Genomic DNA, 19278 nt, shown 5'->3' on the forward strand with positions numbered 1-19278 from the left:
TCAGCGGAAGCAGGGGGAGGGCGTAACGTGCCGACTTGCCCGAACGGTCACCAGTCGTCGGCCGAGGACTGGTGCGAGGTGTGCGGCTACCGCATGCTGGCGCCCGCCGCCGCGATGCCCCCGCCCCCCGGCGCCTTCGGTCAGCACCCGGCTCCGCCGGGTCCCCCCGTTCCTCCCGGCCCGCCCGGTTACCCGGCCGGCCCGCCGATGCAGCACCACCCCGGCCGGCCGCCCGAGGTGTGCCCGCAGTGCCGTACGCCCCGCGAGGCGCAGGCGCCGTTCTGCGAGGGCTGCCGGTACAACTTCCTGACCAACTCTCCCACCACCTACATACCTCCGGCGCGCGCGGACGGCCCGCCGATACCCGGGGCGCCGCCCCACCAGCAGCCGTACGGTCACCAGCCGCCGCCCCCCGCCCCGCCGGCCCCGATGCCGGGCGGCGGAGCCCCGGGCCAGACCGGTGACTGGGTGCTCCCGCCGCCGATGCCGCACCAGCAGCAGGGGCAGGGGCAAGGCGGTTACGGCTATCCGAACACCGCCGCCTCCTGGATGGTGACGGTGGGCCCCGACCCCGACTACTTCCAGGCGATGATGCGCCGTTCGGGCCCCGAGGCCGCCCAGCTGAGCCTCCCCCCGTACGCCCCGCCCCGGCAGGTGCCGCTGAACGGCCCGCAGGTGACCATCGGCCGCCGCCGCCAGTCCACCGGGGAGAGCCCGGACATCGACCTGTCACAGCCTTCCGAGGACCCCGGCGTCTCGCATCAGCACGCCGTCCTCGTCCAGCAGCCGGACGGCAGTTGGGCCGTGGTGGATCAGGACTCCACCAACGGCACGACCGTCAACGGTTCGGAAGACCCGGTCCAGCCCTTCGTCCCGGTACCGCTGCGTGAGGGCGACCGGGTGCATGTCGGGGCGTGGACGACCATCACTCTCTACCGGGGATAGGGGCCCAGCACGTCGTGAGCATGGACCAGGGGGGCGGACCCGCCATATCCGTGGCGGGTCTGCGCAAGAAATACGGGGACACACAGGCCGTCGACGGCGTCACCTTTGAGGTTCCGCGGGGGGAGTTCTACGGAATCCTCGGGCCGAACGGCGCCGGCAAGACCACCACGCTGGAAATGATCGAGGGGCTGCGCCGCCCCGACGAGGGGACCGCCGAACTGCTCGGCACCCCGTCCTGGCCGCGCAACCGGGGCCTGTTGCGCCGCATCGGTGTGCAGCTCCAGGCGTCCGCGTTCTTCGAGAAGCTTTCGGCACGCGAGCAGATCCACAGTTTCGCCGCGCTGTACGGGGTGTCCACCGACCGCGCCGACGCCATGCTGGAGTCGGTGGGCCTGGCCGAGAAGGCCGATGTCCGCGACAGCGAGCTGTCCGGCGGACAGGCGCAGCGGCTGTCGATCGCCTGCGCGCTGGTGCACGATCCGGAACTGGTGTTCCTGGACGAGCCCACCACCGGCCTGGACCCGCAGGCCCGCCGCAATCTTTGGGACCTGCTGCGGCAGATCAACTCCGAGGGCCGCACCGTCGTCCTCACCACGCACTATCTGGACGAGGCGGAGGTGCTGTGCGACCGGGTCTCGATCATGGACGCGGGCCGCATCCTGCGCACCGGGCCGCCCGCCGAGCTGATCAGTGAGCTGGGCGTCGACACCCTGGAGGATGTCTTCCTCCAGCTGACCGGACGGGAGTTCCGCGAATGAGCCGCTCCTCCGGCCTGCTGCCGCTGTCCAAGAACATGGCGCTGGGTCTGCTGCGCGACCGCACCGCCGTGTTCTTCATGATGATCTTCCCGCTGATGTTCCTGGTGCTGTTCGGCGCGCTCTTCCAGGACAACAGCATCTCGCGCTCGCCGATCGCGCAGGTCGGCGAGGTCGAAGTGCTGGACGGGCTGCCCGAGGACGCCCGCGCCGAGCTGGACAAGGTGGTGGAGTTCCGGCGCGCCGCCGATCTCGACAGCGCGCTGGAGGACGTGCGCACGGGCGAGGTGGCCGGCGCCATCTGGCAGTCGGGCGACACCGTCGAGCTGCGCTACTCGGAGGCCGACGGCGTCCGGGCCGGCACCGTCCGCAGCGTGCTCCAGTCGCTGGTGGAGGCCGCGAACCAGGCCGCGACGGGCCAGCCGCCGGCCTACCGGCTCGCCACCGACACCGTCGAGGACGACTCGGTCAAGCCCATCCAGTACCTGGCACCCGGCCTGCTGGGCTGGGCCATCGCGATGGGCGGTGCCTTCCTGTCGGCCCTCACCCTGGTGGGGTGGCGCAAGTCCCGGCTGCTGCGGCGACTGTGGCTGGCACCCATCCACCCGGCGACGATCATCGGCGCCCGGGTCGGGGTGACGCTGGCGCTGGCGCTGGTGCAGACGGCACTGTTCCTGGGCATCGCCTGCATCCCGTTCTACGGGCTGCAATTGAGCGGGAGCTGGTGGCTGTCGATCCCGCTGGTGCTGAGCGGCTCGCTGGCGTTCATGTCGATCGGCCTGGTGATCGGGGCGGTGGCCAAGACCGAGGAGGCGGCCAATGGCATTCTCCAGGTGGTGATCATGCCGATGGCGTTCCTGGCCGGGTCCTTCTTCCCCACCGATGTCATGCCCGGCTGGCTGAGCGGGATCGCCCAGCTGCTGCCGCTGCGCCATCTCAACGACGCGCTGTCGGATGTCCTGAGCCGCGGTGGCGGCTGGGAGACGGCGCTTCCGGTGATCGGCGGGCTGCTGCTGTTCACCGCGGTGCTCACCGCGATCGCGGCGAAGCTGTTCCGCTGGGACACCTGAGCGTCTGCGGCCGACCGGCGGCCCGGCGGTGTCCGGCCGCCGGTCAGCCGGGGGTGTTGATCATCGAACCGGCCGCGTACTGCATGTAGCGCCACAGCTCGGCCTCGTCCTCCTGGGCGAGGCCGAGCGTGTCGATGGCGTCCCGCATGTGCCGCAGCCAGGCATCGTGCGCCGCGCGGTCGACGGTGAAGGGGGCGTGCCGCATCCGCAGCCGGGGGTGGCCCCGGTTGTCGCTGTAGGTGCGCGGGCCGCCCCAGTACTGCATGAGGAAGAGCGTGAAGCGCTCCTCGGCCGGGCCCAGGTCCTCCTCGGGGTACATGGGCCGCAGCAGCGGGTCGTCGGCCACGCCCTGGTAGAAGCGCTTCACGAGCTTGCGGAAGGTGGGCTCGCCACCGACCCGCTCGTAGAAGGTCTCGGTGTGCAGGGTGCCGCGTCGGATCTCAGTCACCCCTCCATGGTCGCAGACCCGTTCCTGCCTCCGGAATGCGTGCGGGGAGCGCTCACCGCGGGGAACTCACGGAGAGTAGACCGGGGGCGACAGGGCGCGGCAGACTGATGCGGTCGTGGATGAGGAGGGCGAGGATGCCGCCGAGGGATCTTCCGAGCGCGCGCGAGGCGCGGCTCGGGGCCGAATTGCGGAAGTTGCGGGAACAGGCCGGTAAAGCCGCGCACGAGGCGGCGGCGTGGATCGGTACGGATCGCGCGAAGATGTCGAATATCGAATCCGGGCGGCGCGGAATCAGTGAGACACGGATCCGGCGGCTGACCGAGTTCTACGGGTGCCGGGATCAGCGGCTGGTCGGCGAATTGTGCGCGATGGCCAGGGAGCACCGGGGCGGCAACTGGTGGGACGCGTTCCGCGGGAAGGTGCCGCAGGGGAATGTGGACATGGCGGAGCTGGAGCACCACAGCACGGCGTTGCGGATGGTGCATCTGCTGCTGGTGCCCGGGGTGTTCCAGACGCCGGAGTACGCGCGCGCGGTGATGGCGGGCTCGGTGCCGCCGCCGGACGAGGAGTTGCTGACGGCGCGGGTGGCGGTGCGGCTGCGGCGCGGGGAGTTGCTGCGGGGGGAGAACCCGCCCAGGTGCCAGGCGATCATCCACGAGGGCGCGCTGCGGATGCGGTACGGGGGCCGTGCGACGGCGCGCGGGCAGTTGGAGTGGCTGCTGAAGGTGACCGAGTGGCCCTCGGTCGAGCTGCGGGTGATTCCGTTTTCCCAGGAGGACATTCCCGGGCACGGTCAGTCATTTCTGTATGCGTACGGGCCGGTGCGGCAACTGGACACGGTCGAGGTGGACACGCCTTTCGGCGGTGATTTCCTGCATGGGGCGGACGAGTTGGAGAAGTACCGCAGACTGCTGGAAGTTTCCGAGAAGATCGCTCTCGACGAGGGCGAGTCGCGGCAGCTGATCCAGTTCATCGCCCGCGAGATGTGATCCGGACGGGGCACGCACCCCGCCCGTGGCGCACCGCCCGCCGGGACCGATGTCAACCCCGCGGTGATCGGCCACCCGAACGTGTCAGCGCGGGGTCACCGTCAGACCCGGGGTGGTGGTGCCGGGCCGGCGCACCGCGATCGATCCCAGCGGGGTGCGCAGCCGCAGCCACACGCCCCGGGCCAGCACCGCCACCGGCGCCGCGGCCCGCAGGAAACCCAGCGAGCGGGCCGCGTGCACGGCACGCAGCGGCAGCGGGGTGCCGGACAGCGTCCGGCTCCAGATCTCCTCGGCCAGGGCGTCCAGCGCGTCCCTGGTGCGCTCGGTGGCGGCCAGCGCCTCCGTACGCTCCCGGAACTCCGCGATCACGGCCTCGGCCGCGCCCCGTACCCCGGCGTGCTCCAGCTCGGCCACCGGCTCCCAGCCGCCGCGCGGCGGCAGCACGCCCGCCCAGGACGGGCCGGTCACCGCCGCCGGGACGCGCGCCGTGCCGGCGGCCTCGTCGATGCCTTCCAGCAGCTCGCCCGCCGAGACGGTGATGTCGAGGCGGGCGGGCTCGGCGAGCCGCAGCGGGCGGATCGCCAGCACGTCGAAGCGGGCCGGCTTGGCGAACACGCCGAGCACCTGCCCGTCCGCCTGGAGCCGGGCGGCCGCCGCCTTCTCCCAGCGGAGCAGCCGGGCGAGGAGGGCCGCCAGCTCGGCGGCCTCCCCCCGCTCGGCGAACGACAGGCTCACGCGGTACCGCTCCCGGCCGTGTCGTCCTGGTAGTGCGCGAGGAAGCGGCGCTCCTCCTCGGTGATCCGGCGCGGCCGGCCCGCCTGGAGGTCGTAGGGCACCACCACGGTGGCGGCCCGCACGTACACCTGCTCGGGGTCCTTGACCTCGTAGGCCACGGTCACCGAGGCGCCGCCCACCTTCGCCACCCACAGCTCGACGGTGACCGGCGTGTGCCGGTGCACCAGCGGGCGCAGATAGTCGATCTCATGCCGTGCGACGACCGAACCGCCGGTGAACGCACCGGAGTCGGCCTGCCGCGCCAGCCGGAACATGAAGTCGATCCGGGCCTCTTCCAGATACCGCAGGAAGATCACGTTGTTGACATGCCCGAAGGAATCCATGTCCGACCAGCGCAAGGGGCACTCGTACACATGCCGCACGGCTCTTCCTCCGCCCCTCAGCCCCGGGTGAGCTTCTTGTACGTCGCCCGGTGCGGGCGACTGGCCTCCGGGCCCAGGCGCTCGGCCTTGTTCTTCTCGTAGGCCTCGAAGTTGCCCTCGAACCAGAACCACTTGGAGTCGCCCTCGTAGGCGAGGATGTGGGTGGCGATCCGGTCCAGGAACCACCGGTCGTGGGAGACGACCACGGCGCAGCCGGGGAAGTCCAGCAGGGCGTTCTCCAGGGAGGAGAGCGTCTCCACGTCCAGGTCGTTCGTCGGCTCGTCGAGGAGCAGCAGGTTGCCGCCCTGCTTGAGGGTGAGCGCCAGGTTCAGGCGGTTGCGCTCACCGCCGGACAGGACCCCGGCCGGCTTCTGCTGGTCCGGGCCCTTGAAGCCGAACGCGGAGACGTACGCCCGCGAGGGCATCTCGACCTGGCCGACGTTGATGTAGTCCAGCTCGTCGGAGACGACGGCCCACAGCGTCTTCTTGGGGTCGATGTTGGCGCGGGACTGGTCGACGTAGGAGACCTTGACCGTCTCGCCGGTCTTGATGCTCCCGGAGTCCGGCTTCTCAAGATCCATGATCATCTTGAACAGGGTGGTCTTGCCGGCGCCGTTGGGGCCGATCACCCCGACGATGCCGTTGCGCGGCAGGGTGAACGACAGGTCGTCGATGAGCACCTTGTCGCCGAACCCCTTGGTCAGGTGGTCGACCTCGACGACCACGCTGCCCAGGCGCGGGCCCGGCGGGATCTGGATCTCCTCGAAGTCCAGCTTGCGGGTCTTCTCGGCCTCCGCCGCCATCTCCTCGTAACGGGCGAGACGGGCGCGGGACTTGGCCTGCCGGCCCTTGGCGTTGGAGCGGACCCACTCCAGTTCGTCCTTGAGCCGCTTGGCGCGCTTGGCGTCCTTCTGGCCCTCGACCTTCAGGCGCGCCTGCTTGGTCTCCAGGTACTTGGAGTAGTTGCCCTCGTAGCCGTGCAGCCGGCCGCGGTCGACCTCACAGATCCACTGGGCGACGTTGTCGAGGAAGTACCGGTCGTGGGTGATGGCCACCACGGTGCCCGGGTACTTCGCCAGGTGCTGCTCCAGCCAGTTCACCGACTCGGCGTCCAGGTGGTTGGTGGGCTCGTCCAGCAGCAGCAGGTCGGGCTGCTCCAGCAGCAGCTTGCACAGCGCCACGCGGCGCTTCTCGCCACCGGAGAGCTTGGTGACCTCCCAGTCGCCGGGCGGGCAGCCCAGGGCGTCCATGGCCTGCTCCAGCTGGGCGTCCAGGTCCCAGGCGTTGGCGTGGTCCAGCTTCTCCTGGAGCGCGCCCATCTCTTCCATGAGCGCGTCGGAGTAGTCGGTCGCCATCAGTTCGGCGATCTCGTTGAACCGGTCGAGCTGGCCCTTGACCTCGGCCACGCCGTCCTGGACGTTCTCCAGCACGGTCTTGGTCTCGTCCAGCGGCGGCTCCTGGAGCAGGATGCCGACGCTGTAACCCGGAGTGAGGAAGGCATCACCGTTGGAGGGCTGCTCCAGACCGGCCATGATCTTCAGCACGGTGGACTTACCCGCGCCGTTGGGGCCCACGACACCGATCTTGGCCCCGGGCAGAAAGCTCTGGGTCACGTCGTCAAGGATCACCTTGTCGCCGTGTGCCTTGCGCGCCTTGCGCATGGTGTAGATGTACTCAGCCAACAGAAACCGTCCGGCTAATCAGTGAAGGGGCGGAAGAGTGGATGCGTCCATCCTGCCGCATGGCATGCCCCGGGCGGAAACCGGCCGGGGGTGTGCTAGAGGCCGAGGGGACGCGAAAGGGGCGGGTCCCGGGTGGGACCCGCCCCTTCGGGTACGGGCGGCGATCACCGTGCGAAACGGCCGCTCACCGCCGGTACGGGCAGTGCTGAGTGGTGCTGGTGCTTACTCGGCGGCGGAGCCGGCGGCCCGCTTGCGGAGGAAGAACACCGCGCCGCCACCGACGGCCAGCAGGCCCACGGCGATGCCGGCCATCATGCCGAGGTTGGAGCTGGAGCCGGTCTCGGCCAGGTCCGGGCCGCTGCCGCCGGTGGTGGCCGGGGCGGGCTCGTTCTCGGCGGGGGTCTCGGGCTCGGGCTCGGCGATCGGCTCCTCACCGGCGGTGTCGCAGTTCAGGACACCGGAGAAGACCCAGGGCTCCTTGCCCTCCAGGTTCTCGACCGTGATCTCGTAGGCCTGGCCGTTCTCGACCGGGACCAGGACCTTCTCCTCGACGCCCGGGGCGATCTCGTAGGACTCGCCCTCCAGCTCGAAGGTGAACGGCTGGTCGCCGTCGTTGGTGACGGTCAGCTGCACGCCGCCGTCGACGCAGACCTCTTCGGCGGTGATGGCCGGGTTCGGACCCTCGCTGGCCCAGTTGACGCTGGCGCCCGCGGTCACGGACGACTCGGAGGAGCCGGCCAGGATCATGGTCTGGGTGCGGACGTCGACGCCGGTGAAGACGCGGCCGACCGGCACCGGGGAGGTGGCGGTGGCGCTCAGGGAGGCGGAACCGTCCTCGGCGCCCTCGGGCACCGAGAAGAACAGCTCGGTACCGTCGGTCACCGGGGTGGACTCGGTGATGGTCTCGCCGTTGGCGTCCACGACGGTGACACCGGCGGCGGCAGCGGCGGGGTCGGTGGAGACCACGACGGCGTCGGCGCTGGTGTGCACGGTGACGGGGCCGGCCAGCTCACCGGGCTTGCCGGTGACCTCCTGCGGGGAGAGCCCCAGGGAGGCGCGCGGCTCCTCGATGGCCTCGGCGTTGTCGCCGAGCCAGTCCGCGAGCTTCGCGGCGTTCTCGTTCTTCGGGGTGGCCTCGACGCCGTCCGACAGCTCCCAGATGGCGGCCTGGGTACCGGCGGCGGCCTGCTCGGCGGTCAGCCCGTTGGCACCGGCGGCCTCGGCCAGGGAGTTGAGGTCATCGACGACCGGGTAGGAGTTCTGCAGGATCCAGTGGATCTTGGCGGCCTCCTCCTGGAGGTCGTGCAGACGCGAGGAGTTCCAGTCGGTCTCCTTGTACTTGGCGTTCGGCGAGGTGGGCGTGCCGAAGTCGATGCAGTACGTCTTCAGGGTGCCGCCGTCGTCGGCGCTGAGGTAGAACAGACCACCGCTGTAGGTGCTGGTCCGTCCATCACGCGTCACGTCGATCTTGTCGCTGACGCGGAGCCCGTCCAGGGTGGCGGTCGCACCGCCGTTGCCCGGGGTCTGGTCGGCGAGGGCCGGGCCGGCGGTGGCCAGCACGCCGGCGGCGGCAAGCCCGGTGGCGACGGCGGTAGCCGCAAGGCGGGCGGCGACCCGCTTGCGTGCAAACATCATGTAAGTCCCCTCCACGGCGATCACGGGGGCGCGCAGCCGCACTTGAGGCGGCACGCTCATCAACTTCCCCGTGCGTACTGCCGGATCGTAGAGAGGGAGTTGCTGTGTGTCCCCGCCCGTAGACAGTCTTAAGCCTTCCGACGTGGAATCGTTACCTCAGAATCGCTCGGAATGGGAACATTCACGGCACCCGCCCGACCGGCCGGTCGGAGACCCCTTCCGGAGCGCCTGAGGGTGCCGGTGTGCCCCACCTCATTGACGTACCGGGGCGATCCCGCGCATTCTCGTCCCCATGCGAGCGGCTGCCCTGACGTCCCGTCGGTACATCGATCCGGGGCGGGTCACCACGGCCTCCTGTACGGCCTGACGCCGGAACACCGGCGCCCTCCCCCGCCCCCGTACGCCCGCTCCCGCGACCGGAGACCCCTGTGACGACCGTGTCCGCCGCACACCCCACCGACCCCGCCCCCGCCTCGTTCGCCCGCGACTGGCGGGCCTGGCACGACGAACGTGACCGCTCCCTGGCCGCCCCGCACGGCTTCCTGGCGATCACCAGCATGCGCTGGCTGACCCCGGAGCCCACCCGGTTCGAGGACGCGCCCGGCACCTGGTCCACCGACGAGGACGGGACGGTCCTGGTCGAACTGTCCGACGGCGAGACGCTCACCGTGGACGGCGAACCCCTCCCCCGGCGGCACCGGTTCACCGGGCTGCCGGACGGCGGCAGCGTGTCGGCCGGCTCCGGCGATCTGGTGGTCGAGGTGGCCCGGCGCGGCGGGCGGCCCGTGCTGCGCCCCCGGAACCCGGCCAACCCGCTGCGCACCGGCTTCACCGGCACCCCCGCCTACGCACCCGACCCGCGCTGGGCGCGCCCCGGTCGCTTCCTGCCCTTCGACGCGCCCCGGCCGGTGACGGTCGGCGCGGTCGTGGAGGGGCTGGAGCACGTCCTGACCGCACCGGGCGAGATCGAGTTCGCGATCGACGGCGTCACCCACCGGCTGACCGCGTTCAACGGGGGCCGGCCCGGCGCGCTGTTCGTGCTGTTCACCGACGCCACCTCGGGGGTGACCACGTACGCGGCGAACCGTTCCCTGTCGATCGCGCCGCCGGACGCCGGGGGCCGGGTGACCGTGGACTTCAACCGGGCGGTCAACCTGCCCTGCGCGTACACCGATCTGGCGACCTGCCCGCTGCCGCCCCGCGAGAACCGGCTGGCGCCGGCTGTCGAGGCGGGCGAGCGGCTGCCCCGCGGACGCGGCGGCACCGCCTGACCGCGTGCGTGACGGTGGGCGCGGGCGGCGGCGGCCGAGGCCGGGCGTTGGCGCGCCCCGGCGGGCGCCGGGACCGGCCCGCTCCGCATCAGCCCTCGGACAGCACGGCCGGGGGGATCGGGTCCTCGGCGGAGCCGGTCGGCGAGGCGGCGATGGCGTACTGCTCGCGGACCTCCCGGTAGCGCATGAGTTCCGCCGCCACCGGTTCCAGGACGTGACTCTGGCCGGCGTCGGCGGCGAGCCTGCGCAGCCGCCACTCCTCCTTGCGGCCCCAGCTGTGCGCCGGGCCCCGGGCGGCGAAGCGGCAGATCCAGGCCAGCAGCGGGCCTCCGACCGAGCCGCCGAGCAGCAGCACCAGCGGCAGCCAGCGGCCGGCCACCGGGAGGCCGACGAGGGCGGCCAGCAGCCAGCTGACGCCGAGCAGTTGTGCGGCGAGCAGCAGCGCCTGCCCGAAGGCGGCCACCGACCACCAGCCGGGGCGCGGCAGTTGCAGGGCCGGGTTCGCCGGTCCGGTCGGCAGGGGGGCGGCCGGTAGGGTGCCGGGCGGCGGCTTGAGCACGGTCAGTTCGGGCTGCCGGTGGCGGGCGAACCAGCGCCTGGGGCGGTCCGGCTTGCCGCTCTTCCCCGTTTTTTCTTTCCCCTCTTCTTTCTCCTGCTTCTGCCGCCGTGTCGACTTGTCGCTGTCGGCCTGCTCCGGCGGGCGGGCCAGCGAGGACTCCAGGGCGCGCGGCAGGCCCTGCGCGCCGCGCCACGCCGCGTCGTGCACGGCGGTGGACCACGGCAGTGGCAGCCCGCGCGAGGCGTCCTCGGCCAGCTCCCGTACCGCCTGCTCAAGGCCAGGGCGGGAGACGGCGGGGGCCGGGTCACCGGCCAGCCGGCGGGCCAGCAGCGCCGGCGGCTCACCGCGCCGCTGCGCCTGCCGGAACGCCATCCGGCGCGCCAGCTGCGCCCACGGCGTGCCGCACGCCCGGTCGGCGCGCCGCAGCCAGCCGCGTTCGGCGGCCTGCCCGGCGGCCTGGGCGCCGACCGCCTGCGCGAGCCGCTCCTCGAAGTCCTCCCGGGTGCGCTGGGTCAGCCCGGCCGGGCTCTCGGCCTCCTCCCCCACGTACAGCGGGCGCAGCCGCCTGGTGACCCCGTCGACGTCCGCCGTGAGCCGCTTGGCGGCGGCCGACCGGCCGCCGACCAGTTCGCCGACGAGCTGCCGCAGTTCGGGCACGCCCTGCCCGGTGAGGGCGGAGACGGCCAGCACCGCGGCGCCCGGTTCGCCGTGTTCCCCGAGCGCGACGCCGCTCTCGTCCAGCAGCCGGCGCAGGTCGTCCAGCACGGCATCCACCGCCTCGCCGGGCAGCCGGTCGGCCTGGTTGAGGACGACGATGCTGACCTCGGCGTGTCCGGCGAAGGCCCGCAGGTAGCGCTCGTGGAAAAGGGCGTCGGCGTACTTCTCGGGGTCCACCACCCAGATCACGGCGTCGACCAGGCCCAGCAGCCGGTCCACCTGTTCGCGGTGGTCGGGGGCGATGGAGTCGTGGTCGGGCAGGTCGAGCAGGATCAGGCCGCGCAGCGCCGGGTCGGGCACGTGGGCGCGGCGCCGGGCGCGGACGGGGATGGCCAGACGTTCCAGCAGCCCGTCGCCGCCGCGTCCCTTGCCGGCGGGCCAGCTGCACGCGACGGCGTTGGCGGTGGTGGGGCGGCGCACCCCGGTCTCGGAGAGGTTGGCGCCGGCCATGGCGTTGAAGAGGGTGGACTTGCCGCTGCCGGTGGCGCCCGCGATGGCGACGGTGGTGTACGTCCTGGGCAGCCGGTGGCGGGCCGCCGCCTCGTCGATCACCTTGCCGGCGTCGGTGAGCGCGCCGGCGTCCAAGCGGGCGCGGGAGAGGCCGATCAGCTCGCGCAGGGCGCCCAGCCGGATCTGCAGGGCGCGGTCCTCGGGGGCCTCGGCGCCGTGCGCGGGGGCGGGCACGGCGGTGGCGAGTTCGGTGGCGCGCCCCGTGGGTACGTCGTCGATGAGCGCGCGGCGGGCGATGAGGCCGTCGTCCCAGCCGTTGCCCTGGTGTTCCGCCGTCATGGTCCTCTGCGGCACCGGCGGTCTCCTTGTCGTGGATGGGATGGGGGCGGGCGGCGGTCAGGCCGCGGTGCGCAGCCGTTCCGCCTGGAGGGTGGACAGGGCGGCGATCAGCTCGACCTGGTGGTCCGCGCTGATGCCGAGGTGGTGCAGGGGGTCGCCGCGCCGGTCGCGCTCCTCGCCGAGGACCTGGTCGACGCAGTCGTTGAGCATGCGGCGGCCGTTGTCGCGCATCCGGTTGGCGGCGAGGGTGCCCAGGACGCCGGCGAGGGTGTGCTGGGCGATCTGGGCCTCCTTGCCGCCGAGCAGTCCGGCGGCGAGCAGGGCGGCGAGTTCGCCGTCGTCGCCGGTCTTGACCCGGGCGGGGCCGCCGCGTTCGCCGATGACGGGGCCGTTGTGCCCGCCGGAGGCGGCGCGTGCCTCGTCGGCCAGTTCCTCCAGGCAGCGGCGCAGCCGCCGGACCCGGATGCCGACCCGTTCGCGGACCTCTTCGGGGGTGTCGCAGCCGCCGGGCGGGGCGCCGGCCTCGCGGCGCCAGGCGGCGGTGGTGTGTTCGTCGGCGGCGGCGACGGCCTCGGTGAGCAGGGCGGTGAGCGCGTCGGTGAGGGCGTCCAGGAGTTCGGAGCTGCTGGTGTCCTCGGGGAAGGCGGCCCAGTGGGCGCGGGCGGCGCCGGTGAGGACACCGCCGGTGGTCAGGCACTGGCGTACGCGCTTGACCGACTCCCGGTAGGCGTTCTGGAGCTGCTGGTCCAGCCGTACGGCGGTGGCGTACTGGGCCGCCGCGGCGGAGGCGAGGGCGGCGACGGAGCCCTTGAGCGCGGCGAGTGCGCCGGTGGCGGTGCGGGCGGCGGCGTGGGAGCGGGCGGAGGGGCTCTGGGCCTGGTGGGCGAGCCATTCACGCAGCGCGGCGACGGCGGTGCGGGGCAACAGTCCGTTGCCGCCGCCGGCGGATTCGGGCAGTTCGGGGACGGTGAAGCGGGGGATGTCGTCGAGTCCGGCGTGTTCGAGCAGGGCGGCGTAGTGGCGGGAGACCTCGGCGGCGATCTGGTGCGGCACCCGGTCCAGGACGGTGGCCAGCGTGACGTCGTACTCCTGGGCGCTGCGCAGCAGGTGCCAGGGCAGGGCGTCGGCGTAGCGGGAGGCGGTGGTGACCAGGATCCAGATGTCGGCGGCGCACAGCAGGTCGGCGGCGAGGTCGCGCTGCCCCTCGACGAGGGAGTCGATGTCGGGGGCGTCCAGCAGGGCGATGCCGGGGGGCAGGGTGCGGGTGGTCTCCATGGCGAGTTCGCCGCGGGCGCGGTCCAGCTGGGGCAGCACGCGGTCGCCGGCGAACCAGTGCCGGTCATCGGGGTGGCAGACCAGGACGGGGGTGCGGGTGGTGGGGCGCAGCACGCCTGCCTCGGTGACCGGGCGGCCGATGAGGGAGTTGACCAGGGTGGATTTGCCGGCCCCGGTGGACCCGCCGATGACGGCCAGCAGCGGGGCGTCGGGGCGGCGCAGCCTGGGCAGCAGGTATCCGTCGAGCTGGGCCAGCAGTTCCGCCCGCGAGCGCCGCGCCCGGGGTGCGCCGGGCAGCTCCAGCGGGAAGCACGCGGCAGCGAGGCGCTCCCGCAGTACGGTCAGCGCTTCGAGCAGTTCGGGCCGTGCGTCCAAGATCGCCACATGCGAAGAATGCCCAATTTCACGCGGTTTCCAAAGCATATTCGCCCGAACGCGCCCGATTCCGGGCGGCAAACCCGGCGCTGTGGCATAACGAGTGCGCAACACCCCTCGCGCGAGCCCGCGAAATCGCTGCGCGCATCGCACTCGCCTGCGATTATCGGGGCTGCTTCACTGGATCTCCACACGACGGCGTCGCCGTGAAGCATCCGGGGCGAACCTCGCGACGCTCTATCCTGTGCGTCGAGGTCAGCGAGGGCATCCGTCCCGGGCCGTGATGGAGCTCATGCCCCCGTAGCTCAGTGGATAGAGCAGGTGCCTTCTAAGCACTTGGCCGCAGGTTCGAGTCCTGCCGGGGGCGCGCGCACATCGACGGCGGGCGACCCGGGGAGGGCGACCCGCCGTCCGCCGTGAACGGGGCAGGCCGCCGCCGGGTGAGCACCGTACCCCTTCGCAGGCCGGTTCCCCGCGAGCGTCACGCGCCACGGCCCGCCGCACCCGGCCAGGGTGAATCTTCACACCGCGACCGCGCCGGCTTCTCTGCTATACATGAATAGGTGTTCACGTCTACGTATGTACGGCTGCCGGAGGCGCGCTGGGCGCTCGCCGCCCTGGCCCTCTTCCTGCTCGCGCTGCCCCTGCACCTCCTCGGCGCCCCCGCCTGGACCTGGGCCCCGCTGTACGCCGCCACCTACATCTGCGGCGGCTGGGAGCCCGGCTGGGAAGGGCTCAAGGCGCTGCGCGAGAAGACCCTCGACGTGGACCTGCTGATGGTCGTGGCCGCGCTCGGCGCCGCCGCCATCGGGCAGGTCCTGGACGGCGCGCTGCTCATCGTCATCTTCGCCACCTCCGGCGCCCTGGAGGCCATCGCCACCCACCGCACCGCCGAGTCCGTCCGCAGCCTGCTGGACCTCGCCCCGGCCACCGCCACCCGGCTGCTGCCCGGCGGCGCGGGCGAGGAGACCGTGCCCGCCGACACCCTCGCCATCGGCGACACCGTCCTGGTCCGCCCCGGCGAACGCGTCGGCGCCGACGGCGTGGTGACCGAGGGCGAGAGCGAGATCGACCAGGCCACCATCACCGGCGAGCCGCTGCCCGTCGCCAAGCGGCCGGGCGAGGAGGTGTTCGCCGGGACGGTCAACGGCACCGGCGCGCTGCGGGTGCGGGTCACCCGCGACCCCGCCGACTCCGTCATCGCCCGGATCGTCACCCTGGTGGAGGAGGCGTCCGGGACCAAGGCCCCCACCCAGCTGTTCATCGAGAAGATCGAACAGCGCTACTCCTGGGCGATGGTGACCGCCACCCTGGCGCTCTTCCTCATCCCGCTCTCCCTGGGCGCCACCCTCGACGACACCCTGCTGCGCGCCATGACCTTCATGATCGTGGCCTCGCCGTGCGCCGTCGTGCTGGCCACCATGCCGCCGCTGCTGTCCGCCATCGCCAACGCCGGGCGGCACGGCGTGCTCGCCAAGTCGGCCGTCGTGATGGAACGCCTCGCCCAGATCGACGCCGTCGCCCTCGACAAGACCGGCACCCTCACCGAGGGCACCCCGCGCGTCACCGACCTCCGGCCGCTGCCGGGCTCCGGACTCGACGAGGACGCCCTGCTGGCGCTGGCCGCGTCGGCGGAACACCCCAGCGAACACCCCCTCGCCCGCGCCATCACCGGCACCGCCCGCGAGCGCGGCCTGGTGCTCGCCGAGGCCACCGACTTCGCCTCCGCACCCGGCACCGGGGTCACCGCCACCGTCAAGGGCCGCGAGATCCGCGTCGGCGCCCCGGCCCGGCTCTTCCCCGGCGGTGCCACCGACCTGGAGGCGTCGGGACGTACCGCCGTGGCCGTCCTGCGGGACGGCGCCCCGGTCGGGCTCATCGGTCTGGCCGACCGCCCCCGCCCCGGCGCCGCCGCCACCGTCGCCGCGCTCACCGCGTACACCGGCCGCTCCCCCGTCCTGCTCACCGGCGACAACGAGGCGGCGGCCCGGCGACTGGCCGCCGAGGTCGGCATCACCGAGGTACGCGCCGGGCTGCTGCCGCAGGACAAGGCCGCCGCCGTACGGGAGTGGGAGCAGGCCGGACGCAAAGTGCTGCTGGTCGGCGACGGCGTGAACGACGCCCCGGCACTGGCCGCCGCCCACACCGGGGTGGCGATGGGCCGGGCCGGCTCCGACCTCGCCCTGGAGACCGCCGACGCGGTCGTGGTCCGCGACGAACTCGCCACCATCCCCGCCGTCCTGGACCTGTCCCGCCGGGCGCGGCGGCTGGTGATCCAGAACCTGGTGATCGCCGGAACGTTCATCGCCGTCCTGGTCACCTGGGACCTGGTCGGCCATCTGCCGCTCCCGCTGGGCGTGGCGGGCCACGAGGGCTCCACGGTGCTGGTCGGCCTCAACGGCCTGCGGCTGCTGCGCGAGTCCGCCTGGCGGCGGGCGGCGGCGACCCCCGAACTCGGCCCCTAGGATGTGGAGTTGATCATCACAACACCACATCTTCGGGGGAACGATGAGTCAGCCGGTCACGGATCCACTTCCGGTCGCGGCACCCGTTCAGGCAACGGCACCGGTACCGCCCGCCGACCGCGCTCCACGCACCCGCCGCCTGCTCGGCTGGCTGCTGGACTTCACGGTGATCCTCGCCGTGGCCGCGCTTCTCGGCTGGCTCACCTTCAACCGGATCAGCGCCAAACTGACCGGCGTACCGGGACTGGTGGGCATCTCCGCCTGGCAGCTCGCCACTTCCGGTGGTGACCTGTTGGGCGCGGGCCAGGGCGTGGGCACCTCGCTGTGGCGCTCCTCGGTGCGTGCCGTGTGGCAGGGCTTCGCGGGGCTGGTGCTGTTCGCCTTCGCCTACCGCTTCGCGTCCCTGGCCCTGATGGGCCGTACACCCGGCCAGGCGCTGCTGGGCCTGCGGGTGCTGAACCGCCGCGACGGGCAGCGCCCCGCCCGCTCCGCAGCGGCCGGCCGGGCGGCGGCCGGCACCCTGGTCGACGTGGGCTGGTACGCGCTCGCCTGCTGCCTGCTGGTGGGCGGCGCCATCGGCCTGTCGGTGCTGTGCTGGATCCTCGCGGTGGCCGTGTTCCTCCTCCACTCCCTGCTCGCCCTGGCCGGTACCCGCCGCTCCCTGGCGGACCGCCCCTCGGGCACCGTCGTCGCCAGCGCCTTCCGCCTCCAGCCCGTCTGGACCCGCCTGCCGGGCGCGATGCGGCGTCGCGCGCCGGACGGGGAGACCCCTCCGCCGGCACCTGTCGCCGCCGCCTGATCCACGCCCCGGGTTGTGCGGCCCCGGGGGCCGCACAACCGGCTCCGGGAGAGCCACAACCGCTGGTTGTGCGTTCCTAGCATGAGGTCGTGGACACCGAAGCACTGCGATCGTTCGTCCGGGCCGCCGAGCTCGGGCAGTTCCGGCACGCGGCCGACGAACTGGGCGTGACCCAGCAGGCGATCTCCAAACGGATCGCCTGTCTGGAACGCGAGCTGGAGGTCCGGCTGTTCACCCGCACGGCGCGGGGTGTGGAGCTCACCCGGGACGGCCGCACGTTCCTCCCCCACGCCCGGGACGTCGTCGCGAGCGTCGAACGCGCCCTGACCGCCGTCCGGCCGGGCGCCCGCACCCTGCGCATCGACGTACTCGGACTGCGCACCGCACAGGCCGTCCTGCTGCACGCGTACTGGCGGTCGCGCCCCGGTACCAAGATCGACGTGGTCACCCTCAAGGTCACCGACCCGTGGGAGGCGGTCGCCGCCGTCGCGGCCGGCGAGGTCGACGCGACGTTCCGCTCGGTCACCGATCCCTCCGCGCTGCCACCCGGCGTCCGGATGCGGCACGCCTTCGACTCCCCGGTGGAACTGCTCGTCGGCCCGAAACATCCGCTGGCCAAGGCGGCGGAACTGACCCCGTACCAACTGCGCAAGCACCGCATCTGGGTACCCGGCATCGCGCCCGGCAGCGAATGGGCGGAGTTCTACGACGAGCTGGTCACCGAGTTCGATCTGCGCATCGACGCCGCCGGTCCGCACTTCGGGGACGAGGTGCTGCTGGACGTCCTGGCGGAGTCCGGTGACGTGGCCACCCTCGTCGGCGCCCGCGACCGCTACCAGTGGCCGGCGCACCACGACCTGCGCCGCATCCCCCTCGTGTCGCCGACGATCGGATACCCGCTCTCGCTCATCCTGCCCCGCGCCAACCCGCACCCCGGACTGCGCGGAGTCCTCGCCCACTTCGCCGGGCTGCCGAGGCTGCCCGAGGGGACCTGGGTCCCGTCCTGGGCGACCCGGCCGCACGACGGCGACAACGACCCCACCACCTGACACGCTCCCCACCGGAAAGGCCCGCCCCATGTCCAGCGACCGGCTCATGCTCGTCCACAGTCCCGAGTTCCGGGCCCATATTGAGCGGGTTCAGCGGGTCACGGACCTCACCTCCCGCCTCAACGTGCTGCCCTTCGGCGACGAGGCCGGCAAGGCCAACCTGTTCGAACAGATCCTCGGCAAGCCGTTGCCGACCGGAACGACGATCTACCCGCCGTTCTACACGGACCACGGTCTCCACCTCGACCTGGCCGAGCGGGTGTTCATCAACCAGAACTGCACGTTCCTCGACTACGCGGGCATCCGGCTGGCCGAGGGCGTATGGATCGGCCCGAAGGCCACCTTCATCACCGGCGGCCACCCGGTGGACCCGGCGGAGCGGCAGCTGTACCTCACCGGCGCGCCCATCGACGTGGCGGAGAACGTATGGATCGGCGCGGGCGCCACCATCCTGCCGGGCGTCACCATCGGCCGCGACGCGGTCATAGCCGCAGGCGCGGTCGTCGCCGACGACGTACCCCCCGCCACCCTGGTCACCGGCCCGAAGGCATCCGTCCGTCGGCAGTACTGACCCTCCGGATACCCCGGAACGGGTATCGCGCCGTCGCGCCCTGATCGCCGGCGGTCAGGGGCACCGGCACCCCTCCGGGCGGAGGGCCGGTGCCCTGGCGTTCACCGACCGTCGGGGGCGTCCTGGCCGACTCTCATCTCGTAACGCAGTCGCTGCGTGGGGGCGGCGAAGACAGACACATCCACCTGGAAGGGCGCGCCCTCGCCATCCAGCGTCTGCCGCACCAGTTGCAGCACCGGGTCGCTCGGCCCCAGGCCGAGAACGGCCCGTTCGTCGTCGTCCGGCATCCGGGCCCGGACTTCTTCCCGCACCACATGGGCGGCGTGACCGAGTTCGGCGAGCAGTGCGACCGCACCGCCCTTGATTTTGCGCGCCTGCGTCAGCGCGGTCCCGCCGGCGATAGCGACGGGCCAGTACGTCCGCGTCGACTCGACCGTGCGCCCGTCGAGATGGATCAGTCGCCGCCGCTCGACCACGGCGCTGCCCTCCGGGATCCCCAGCAGGCCGGCCACCTCGGTGGACGCGGTGGCCTCCCCGGCCCGAACGATGCGCTGGGTTCCCCGACGCCCTTGGGCAGCCGCCTCCTCGGCCCATACGTCACCCCGCCCCGACGCCGCTACGTACGGCGTGGACGTATGCACCCAACCGCCACCACTCACAGGCTCCTCCTCATCAACCCCGGGCCCCAAGCCAGGTACTCAGCGCGAAGGCCCTCCCCACAGCGTGT

Annotated in this window: 17 protein-coding genes and 1 tRNA gene; 10 read left to right on the forward strand and 8 right to left on the reverse strand. The window is 72.6% G+C overall.

Translation table 11 applies throughout. From position 1 onward, the window contains the following. Positions 1 to 27 precede the first annotated feature (27 nt). From SXIM_RS07955 to SXIM_RS07965, 3 genes are read left to right on the forward strand one after another with little or no spacing between them, the layout of a single operon-like run. The gene (locus tag SXIM_RS07955) at positions 28 to 945 is read left to right on the forward strand and encodes an FHA domain-containing protein (RefSeq protein WP_030725473.1); all 918 of its coding nucleotides are present in this window, start codon (positions 28 to 30) and stop codon (positions 943 to 945) included. A gap of 20 nt (positions 946 to 965) precedes the next feature. Then, a complete protein-coding gene (locus SXIM_RS07960) occupies positions 966 to 1703 on the forward strand; it encodes an ABC transporter ATP-binding protein (RefSeq protein WP_030725472.1) in 738 nt (245 codons plus the stop codon). Then, entirely contained in the window at positions 1700 to 2770 is a 1071-nt protein-coding gene (locus SXIM_RS07965; RefSeq protein WP_043176729.1) for an ABC transporter permease, read from the forward strand. Before SXIM_RS07960 ends, SXIM_RS07965 begins: the two co-directional genes overlap by 4 nt. A gap of 43 nt (positions 2771 to 2813) precedes the next feature. Here the strand turns inward: SXIM_RS07965 and SXIM_RS07970 are convergent, their stop codons facing one another. Next, positions 2814 to 3218, reverse strand: coding sequence for a globin (locus SXIM_RS07970; protein ID WP_030725468.1), 405 nt, complete (start codon positions 3216 to 3218; stop codon positions 2814 to 2816). Between the two features lie 134 nt (positions 3219 to 3352). Between SXIM_RS07970 and SXIM_RS07975 the strand changes: the two genes are divergently transcribed. Next, positions 3353 to 4207, forward strand: a complete 855-nt coding sequence (locus SXIM_RS07975) for a Scr1 family TA system antitoxin-like transcriptional regulator (protein ID WP_030725465.1) — start codon at positions 3353 to 3355, stop codon at positions 4205 to 4207. A gap of 84 nt (positions 4208 to 4291) precedes the next feature. On the opposite strand, the gene SXIM_RS07980 is transcribed toward SXIM_RS07975, so the two are convergent. From SXIM_RS07980 to SXIM_RS07995, 4 genes are all read right to left on the reverse strand, one after another. Next, positions 4292 to 4942: a DUF8185 domain-containing protein gene (locus SXIM_RS07980; RefSeq protein ID WP_030725462.1), complete on the reverse strand. Its 651-nt coding sequence runs from the start codon at positions 4940 to 4942 to the stop codon at positions 4292 to 4294. Next, complete coding sequence (locus tag SXIM_RS07985) at positions 4939 to 5364, reverse strand: acyl-CoA thioesterase (RefSeq protein ID WP_030725460.1); 426 nt, start codon at positions 5362 to 5364, stop codon at positions 4939 to 4941. Before SXIM_RS07985 ends, SXIM_RS07980 begins: the two co-directional genes overlap by 4 nt. A gap of 17 nt (positions 5365 to 5381) precedes the next feature. Next, positions 5382 to 7046 carry an energy-dependent translational throttle protein EttA gene (gene ettA, locus SXIM_RS07990; protein ID WP_030725458.1) on the reverse strand — a complete coding sequence of 555 codons (1665 nt, stop codon included), beginning with the start codon at positions 7044 to 7046 and terminating at the stop codon, positions 5382 to 5384. 222 nt (positions 7047 to 7268) lie between these two features. Continuing rightward, entirely contained in the window at positions 7269 to 8681 is a 1413-nt protein-coding gene (locus SXIM_RS07995) for a Cys-Gln thioester bond-forming surface protein (protein ID WP_030725455.1), read from the reverse strand. 428 nt (positions 8682 to 9109) lie between these two features. Between SXIM_RS07995 and SXIM_RS08000 the strand changes: the two genes are divergently transcribed. Beyond that, positions 9110 to 9952 (forward strand): DUF1684 domain-containing protein, encoded by an 843-nt coding sequence (locus SXIM_RS08000; RefSeq protein ID WP_425473457.1) that lies wholly within the window; start codon positions 9110 to 9112, stop codon positions 9950 to 9952. An 88-nt stretch (positions 9953 to 10040) separates the two neighbouring features. On the opposite strand, the gene SXIM_RS08005 is transcribed toward SXIM_RS08000, so the two are convergent. Together SXIM_RS08005 and SXIM_RS08010 are read right to left on the reverse strand one after the other, a co-directional pair. Next, the gene (locus SXIM_RS08005) at positions 10041 to 12032 is read right to left on the reverse strand and encodes a GTPase (RefSeq protein WP_342783583.1); all 1992 of its coding nucleotides are present in this window, start codon (positions 12030 to 12032) and stop codon (positions 10041 to 10043) included. Positions 12033 to 12074: 42 nt separating this feature from the next. Then, positions 12075 to 13715 carry a P-loop NTPase family protein gene (locus SXIM_RS08010; protein ID WP_078635039.1) on the reverse strand — a complete coding sequence of 547 codons (1641 nt, stop codon included), beginning with the start codon at positions 13713 to 13715 and terminating at the stop codon, positions 12075 to 12077. A 246-nt stretch (positions 13716 to 13961) separates the two neighbouring features. On the opposite strand from SXIM_RS08010, the gene SXIM_RS08015 reads away from it, so the two are divergent. The 5 genes from SXIM_RS08015 to SXIM_RS08035 all read left to right on the forward strand — a co-directional run bounded on the left by SXIM_RS08015 (position 13962) and on the right by SXIM_RS08035 (position 18551). Continuing rightward, positions 13962 to 14034: transfer RNA gene (locus SXIM_RS08015), tRNA-Arg, on the forward strand. Positions 14035 to 14230: 196 nt separating this feature from the next. Continuing rightward, positions 14231 to 16132: a heavy metal translocating P-type ATPase gene (locus tag SXIM_RS08020; protein ID WP_046723431.1), complete on the forward strand. Its 1902-nt coding sequence runs from the start codon at positions 14231 to 14233 to the stop codon at positions 16130 to 16132. Positions 16133 to 16175: 43 nt separating this feature from the next. Beyond that, positions 16176 to 16931, forward strand: a complete 756-nt coding sequence (locus SXIM_RS08025; RefSeq protein ID WP_078846868.1) for an RDD family protein — start codon at positions 16176 to 16178, stop codon at positions 16929 to 16931. Positions 16932 to 17020: 89 nt separating this feature from the next. After that, positions 17021 to 17980: a LysR family transcriptional regulator gene (locus tag SXIM_RS08030; RefSeq protein ID WP_046723433.1), complete on the forward strand. Its 960-nt coding sequence runs from the start codon at positions 17021 to 17023 to the stop codon at positions 17978 to 17980. Positions 17981 to 18008: 28 nt separating this feature from the next. Continuing rightward, positions 18009 to 18551: a DapH/DapD/GlmU-related protein gene (locus SXIM_RS08035; RefSeq protein ID WP_046723435.1), complete on the forward strand. Its 543-nt coding sequence runs from the start codon at positions 18009 to 18011 to the stop codon at positions 18549 to 18551. A gap of 101 nt (positions 18552 to 18652) precedes the next feature. Here SXIM_RS08035 and SXIM_RS08040 read toward each other — a convergent pair whose 3' ends face one another. Next, positions 18653 to 19192: a GntR family transcriptional regulator gene (locus SXIM_RS08040; protein ID WP_246156855.1), complete on the reverse strand. Its 540-nt coding sequence runs from the start codon at positions 19190 to 19192 to the stop codon at positions 18653 to 18655. Positions 19193 to 19278 lie beyond the last annotated feature (86 nt).

The organism is Streptomyces xiamenensis (assembly GCF_000993785.3).
In the GTDB taxonomy this organism is placed as follows: Bacteria; Actinomycetota; Actinomycetes; order Streptomycetales; family Streptomycetaceae; genus Streptomyces; species Streptomyces xiamenensis.